This window comes from Burkholderia sp. E168m23, assembly GCF_016586125.1.
Classification (GTDB): Bacteria; Pseudomonadota; Gammaproteobacteria; order Burkholderiales; family Burkholderiaceae; genus Burkholderia; species Burkholderia orbicola.
Genome location: NZ_BCPP01000412.1, coordinates 1 through 5,922, shown reverse-complemented (window position 1 = coordinate 5,922; position 5,922 = coordinate 1). Strand labels below are relative to the sequence as shown.

At 69.0% G+C, this 5,922-nt stretch carries 5 protein-coding genes and 1 pseudogene; 1 reads left to right on the top strand and 5 read right to left on the bottom strand.

Annotated features, from left to right (window positions below; all coding sequences use genetic code 11):
- Nucleotides 1-168 precede the first annotated feature (168 nt).
- From JMF90_RS20600 to JMF90_RS20580, 5 genes are all read right to left on the bottom strand, one after another.
- Nucleotides 169-1,134 carry an NAD(P)-dependent oxidoreductase gene (locus JMF90_RS20600; RefSeq protein ID WP_125380652.1) on the bottom strand — a complete coding sequence of 322 codons (966 nt, stop codon included), beginning with the start codon at nucleotides 1,132-1,134 and terminating at the stop codon, nucleotides 169-171.
- A gap of 4 nt (nucleotides 1,135-1,138) precedes the next feature.
- Nucleotides 1,139-2,419 carry an MFS transporter gene (locus JMF90_RS20595; RefSeq protein WP_006475964.1) on the bottom strand — a complete coding sequence of 427 codons (1,281 nt, stop codon included), beginning with the start codon at nucleotides 2,417-2,419 and terminating at the stop codon, nucleotides 1,139-1,141.
- A gap of 115 nt (nucleotides 2,420-2,534) precedes the next feature.
- Nucleotides 2,535-3,527 carry a sugar kinase gene (locus tag JMF90_RS20590; RefSeq protein WP_011549754.1) on the bottom strand — a complete coding sequence of 331 codons (993 nt, stop codon included), beginning with the start codon at nucleotides 3,525-3,527 and terminating at the stop codon, nucleotides 2,535-2,537.
- A gap of 36 nt (nucleotides 3,528-3,563) precedes the next feature.
- Nucleotides 3,564-4,328: a TIM barrel protein gene (locus JMF90_RS20585; RefSeq protein WP_125380651.1), complete on the bottom strand. Its 765-nt coding sequence runs from the start codon at nucleotides 4,326-4,328 to the stop codon at nucleotides 3,564-3,566.
- Between the two features lie 160 nt (nucleotides 4,329-4,488).
- Nucleotides 4,489-5,382: a LysR family transcriptional regulator gene (locus tag JMF90_RS20580; RefSeq protein ID WP_027806089.1), complete on the bottom strand. Its 894-nt coding sequence runs from the start codon at nucleotides 5,380-5,382 to the stop codon at nucleotides 4,489-4,491.
- Between JMF90_RS20580 and JMF90_RS40155 the strand changes: the two are divergent.
- Nucleotides 5,305-5,766, top strand: a pseudogene (locus JMF90_RS40155) (YeiH family putative sulfate export transporter); the annotation flags it as partial. The gene JMF90_RS20580 and the pseudogene JMF90_RS40155 overlap by 78 nt on opposite strands.
- Between the last annotated feature and the right edge of the window lie 156 nt (nucleotides 5,767-5,922).

Sequence of the window (5,922 nt, the reverse complement as noted above, 5' to 3'; positions counted from 1 at the left end):
GTCGGCCGCACCGGACCTGGCGCGGATGCCCGTCGCGCGACGCCGCCGGCCGCGTGGCCGGCCGTCGATACGACGAGCGCGGGCGATCATAACGCAGCCAGCCCTCCGGCACCAAGATCATCGACTCTAACGGCGCCGGTACCGTGCCGGCCGGTTGCCTCGGGCGGCTCAGGCGTGCGCCAGCGCATCCGGATTGACGAGATTCGTGCGCAGCGTGCCGGCCAGCGCGCCGACGAGATTTTCCGCGGCGCAGCGCGCCATCGCATGGCGCGTCTCGTGCGTCGCCGAGCCGATATGCGGCAGCGCGACGACGTTCTTCATCCGCAGCAGCGGTGAATCCGCCGGCAGCGGCTCCTTCTCGAACACGTCGAGCCCCGCGCCGCGGATCGTCCCCGCGCGCAGCGCGTCGACCAGCGCGGCTTCGTCGACGACGGGCCCGCGCGACGCGTTGATCAGGATCGCGCCGCGTTTCATCTTCGCGAATTCGGGCGCGCCGATCAGGTGGCGCGTGTCGGGCGACAGCGGCACCTGCAGGCACACGAAATCCGACTGCGCGAGCAGCGCGTCGAGCGTCACGCGTCGCGCGCCGTACTGCGTCTCGGCCTCGGCATGCGCGGACCGGTTCGCGTACAGCACCTGCATCCGGAAGCCGAGCGCCGCGCGGCGCGCGACCGCGCCGCCGATCCGCCCGAGCCCGACGATGCCGAGCGTCTTGCCCTGCACGTCGGTGCCGTACAGGTCCGGGCCGATGCTGCGATGCCAGTGGCCGGCCTTCACCCATTCGGCCAGTTCGACCACCCGCCGCGCGGAGGCCAGGATCAGCGAAAACACCGTATCGGCCGTCGACTCGGTCAGCACGTCCGGCGTATGCGCGAGCACGATGCCGCGCCGCGTGAAATCGGCGACGTCGAAGTTGTCGTAGCCGACCGAGATCGTCGACCACGCCTTCAGCCGCGGCGCGCGATCGAGCATCTGCGGCGTGACCTTCAGGCTCGCGCCGATCGCGCCGTCCGCGTCGCCGAGCGCGGCGGCGAGCGCGGCGGCGCCGTCGGCCTGCACGACGTCCGCATGCTCGCGCAGGTACGCGAGAACGTCATCGGGCAGCGGCTTGTACGCGACGATACGGGGCTTCATTGTTTCATTTTCCTTGCAGCGGCGCGGCGAGCGGATGCGCATCGCGCGCCTGGGGTTTGACGGACAGCGTGAGGATCACCGCGGCGACGAGCGCGGCGCTCATGAATGCGTACGACGCGACGGGCGACCCGGTCGCACCGTTCAGGTAGCCGACGAAGTACGAGCCGACGAACGAGCCGAGCGCGCCCATGCTGTTGATCAGTGCCATCGCGCCGCCGGCGACGTTCTTCGGCAGCAGTTCCGGCACGATCGCGAAGAACGGCCCGTACGGTGCGTACATCGCGGCGCCCGCGACGACCAGCAGCGCGTACGAAATCCAGAAATGCGACGAACCGAGCGCATACGACGCGGCGAACGCGGCCGCGCCGACCAGCAGGAACGGCCACACGAAGCCGCGGCGCGAGCCGACCTTGTCGGATGCCCACGAAGCGGCGAGCATCGCGATCGTCGCCGCGAGGTACGGCAGCGCGGACAGCCAGCCGGTCGCGACCATCCCGAGGTCGGAACCGTTCTTCACGATCGACGGCAGCCACAGCACGAAGCCGTACACGCCGATGCTCCAGCAGAAATACTGCGCGCACAGCTTGATCACGGCCGGCGAACGGAACGCCTCGCCATAGTTGCGCACGGGCTTGATCGCCGCCTGCTCGGCCGCGAGCGCGGCGTCGAGGTCGCGCTTTTCCTGCGCGCTCAACCACGGCGAATCGGCCGGCTTGTCCTGCACGAGGAACCACCAGCACACGGCCCAGATGACGGCCGGGACGCCTTCGGCGATGAACATGTGGCGCCAGCCGAATTCATGCACGAGATAGCCCGACACGATCGACATCCACAGCACGGTGACCGGGTTGCCGAGGATCAGGAACGTGTTCGCGCGCGAGCGCTCGTTCTTCGTGAACCAGTTGCTGATGTAGATCAGCATCGCCGGCATCACGGCCGCCTCTACGACGCCCAGCACGAAGCGGATCGCCATCAGCGACGGGATATTGCTGACCACGCCGGTCAGCGCCGCGCAGCCGCCCCACAGCACCAGGCTGACGAACACGAGCTTCTTCACGCTGCGGCGTTCCGCGTAGATCGCGCCGGGAATCTGGAAGAAGAAGTAACCGAGGAAGAACAGCGCGCCGATCAGCGACGACAGGCCCTTGCTGATGCCGAGATCCTGGTTGATGCCGGCCGCCGCCGCGAACCCGTAGTTCGCGCGATCGAGGTAAGCGAGGCTGTAGGTGATGAAGACGATCGGCATGATCGTCCACCACCGACGGGCTGCGAGATTGGCTGCCATGAGAGTGTCTCCGTATATGGACCGGAGTGGGCGCACTGGCGCCTGCCCGGCCTCGAACAAAACTACTGTGCGTCGCGCACGAAATGGATCCGCGGATTGTGCCGTGTCCGGCCTCTCATTGCGCGGTGACGGTTTCCTCTAAGCGATCGGCGTGATTGCTGACCTTTTCGAGCCGGTCGAGCGCGTCGCGCGTCGGCAATCCTTCCGAATCGCCGATCACCTGGATCGCGAGCGCACCGATCCGGTTGCCGCGGGCGACCGCCTGCTCGACGCTGCGCCCTTCGAGCAGCGCGCTGACCACGCCGACCGCGAAGCCGTCGCCGGCGCCGACCGTATCGACGACCTTGTCGACGCGCTCGCCGGCGACCGTGCCTTCGCGGCCGTCGGCCGTGCGGAAATATGCGCCCTGCTCGCCGAGCTTGATCACGACGCCGCGCGCGCCCTGCGCGAGATAGAAGCCCGCGATGTCGGCCGGCCTGTCGTGCCCGGTGAGTTGCCGCCCTTCGGCGAGACCCGGCAGCACCCAGTCGGCGAGCGTCGCGAGCGCATTCAGCGTCTTCGCCATCACGTCGGCGGACGGCCACAGCGTCGGGCGCAGGTTCGGGTCGAACGAGATCGTCTTGCCGGCCGCACGCATCTCGCGCGCGAGCCGGAATGCGAGTTCGCACGACGTCGCCGAGATCGCCGGCGCGACGCCGGTCAGGTGCAGGTGGCGCGCGCCGAGCACGTAGTCGGCCACGTAGTCGTCGCACGACAGGTGGCTCGCCGCCGAACCCTTGCGGAAATATTCGACGGTCGGGTCGCTGCCGTCGTCGTTGCGCGACTTCAGCTGGAAACCGGTCGGGTAGCGCGGGTCGACGGTCACGCACGACGCGTCGATGCCCTCGCGCGCCAGCGTGTCGAGCACGTAGCGGCCGAACGAATCGCGGCCGACCCGGCTCATCCAGCCGACCCGGAAACCGAGCCGCGACAGGCCGATCGCGACATTCAGGTCGGCGCCGGCGATCCGCTTCGCGAATTGCCCGGCGTGCGCGAGGTGGCCGGGCTCCGTCGCGACGAACATCGCCATCGCTTCGCCGTAGGTCACGACATCGAGTGCTGCTTTCATGACTGAACTCCTCAGAATCCTGCTGCGGTCACGTGGTCACGCGGTCGCGAGCCACGCGACGCGCCGGCACGCATCGCCGGCCAGGTCGGCCGCGTCGAACGGGAACTCGATGCCGCGCGGCGCGTGCTGCGGCAGCGCCGCGAGCACGCCGGTCACGAGCGGATCGTTCGGCGCCGGCGCGACGGCGAAACGACGCGCGCCCTCGCCTTCGATGGTCTTGCAATGAATGTATTCCACGTGCGGCGCGAGCACCTGCGCGCAGTCGAGCGGCGCTTCACCGCGCCACTGCCAGTTGCCGATGTCGAACGTCATGCCGAGCGCATCGGGCAGGCCGGCATCGGCGAGCGCGTCGAACAGCCCGCGGAACTGCACGAACGCGCCGCCGATCTCGGGCTGGCCGTTTTCGACCACCACGCGAGCCCGCGCCCCGCGCGACAGCGCGACGATCTCGGCCGCATGCGCGTCGCCGGCAAAGCCGCCGAGCTGGAATTTCACGAAGCGCGCGCCGAGCGCGTCGGCTTGCGCGAGTGCGTCGCGCAAGGCGTCGACGTCGAGCGCACCCGTTTCGGTATACAGCGCGTCGGGGGTCGAATAGACCGACCACAGTCCGTGGCCGGCGATCTGCGCGCCGAGCGCGGCCAGCGCGCCGGGCGCCGTATCGTCGTCCGACGCGAACAGTTCGCGCCGCACCTCGAAACCGGCCGCGCCGGATGCCGCCACGGTCGCGATGAATGCACTGTGGCCCTCCTGGCGCACCCGGTCCATCCCGAATGCGCTCGCCACGATCACGATGTCTGCCATGTTGCCCTTTTTCACCGGAATGGAACCGGTTCCATTTGCTTGAGACGGATGGTGCGCTTCGCTTCGGACCCACGCCATAGAGGAAATCCCTAAGGCCCCGTTGTCCCGTGAATACGCGTCCGCCAGCGCGCAACGCGCGTTCCCGGCACGGTGTCGGCGCCTATGCGAGGTCCTGCGCGAGACTCATTTCGAGGAATTGCGCGGCGACCCGCGACGGCGCGCCGCCATGCGGCACGAGGATCGAGAAATGCCGCGTGAGCGGCGCGGGCGCCAGCGAGCGCGGCACGAGCGCCGCATCCTCGTGACGCAGCGACATCGCGGACACGAACCCCACGCCCATCCCCGCGCGCACGGCCTCCTTCACCGCCTCGACCCCCGCGATCTCGAACGCGACGCGCATCGGCGCGCCGCCATGCGCGAACGCGCGCTCGACGAGTTGCCGCACCGCGGAGCCCGCCTCGCGCAGCACGAGCGGATGCGCGGCCAGCGCGTCGAGCGTCACGCCCGCGTCGTAGCCGGGCGCCGCGAGCGGATGGCCGGCCGGCACGATCGCGACGATCTCGTCCTCGTGCCACGCGTGCACGGCCGTGCCCGGCGGCAGCGCCTCGCCGGGCGGCCCTTCGATCAGCGCGATGTCGAGCGACGGCAGCGCCGCGACCACGTCGGCCGTATTGCCGCTCATCGTCTGGATCGACACACGCGGCGCGTGCGGCTGAAACGCCGCGATCAGGTACGGCAGCAGGTAGCTCGCGGGCGTCGTGCTCGCGCCGATGCGCAGCGTGCCGGCTTCCAGCCCGCGCACCGCGTCGCGAAACGCACGCGCCTGCGCGAACGTGTCGCGCTGCGCCTTCGCGTACTGCGCGAGCTGCTCGCCGACCGGCGTCAGGCGGATGCCGCGGCCGTCGCGCTGGTACAGCGGCTCGCCGAACTCGTCCTGCAGCAGCCGCAACTGGCCCGACACGGCCGGCTGCGACAGATGCAGCGCCACGGCGGCGCGGCTGATGTTCAGATGCTCGGCGACGGCGGCGAAGGTTATCAGTTGATCCGGGGTCATGGAGGGGAATTATCGGCTTTCTGGATAGTTTATGTCACAAATCACAATTTTTCATATCGATATAACGAAATTAGGATTACACCATCGCCACACGCTCCATCACGGTGCTCCATGTCCACTGCTCCGACTCCCCCTCTCAGCCACGCCGCGTCGTCGATGCGCGGCCAGTTGAACGGCGTGCTGTTCGTCGCGCTATTCGCCGCCGCCGTCACGAGCCTGTCCGAGCTTCCCGCGATCGCGGGGCTCGGCCTGTCGCCGCTGATCGTCGGCATCGTCGCCGGCGCGCTGTACGGCAACGCGCTGCGCGACGGCATGCCGGCCAGCTGGGCGGCCGGCGTCAATTTCTCCGCCCGCAAGCTGCTGCGTATCGCGGTCGCGTTCTTCTCGTATAACTTCGTATAATGTATGCTATACGAAGTTATTACGTTTGTTGTTGGAAACGTAAGCCAACCGGCGGCCTCCCCTGTCCTGGCGCGTCGGCGCCTGCGCTGGCCCGGTGCCGCGCGGTCGAGCCGCGCCCGCCAGCAGCGTGCTACGGCG

What these genes read in the sequence shown, in the direction of transcription:
- JMF90_RS20585 (WP_125380651.1), bottom strand. Translation starts at nt 4,328, where the DNA reads ATGGCAGACATCGTGATCGTGGCGAGCGCATTCGGGATGGACCGGGTG.
- JMF90_RS20600 (WP_125380652.1), bottom strand. Translation starts at nt 1,134, where the DNA reads ATGAAGCCCCGTATCGTCGCGTACAAGCCGCTGCCCGATGACGTTCTC.
- JMF90_RS20595 (WP_006475964.1), bottom strand. Translation starts at nt 2,419, where the DNA reads ATGGCAGCCAATCTCGCAGCCCGTCGGTGGTGGACGATCATGCCGATC.
- JMF90_RS20590 (WP_011549754.1), bottom strand. Translation starts at nt 3,527, where the DNA reads ATGAAAGCAGCACTCGATGTCGTGACCTACGGCGAAGCGATGGCGATG.
- JMF90_RS20580 (WP_027806089.1), bottom strand. Translation starts at nt 5,382, where the DNA reads ATGACCCCGGATCAACTGATAACCTTCGCCGCCGTCGCCGAGCATCTG.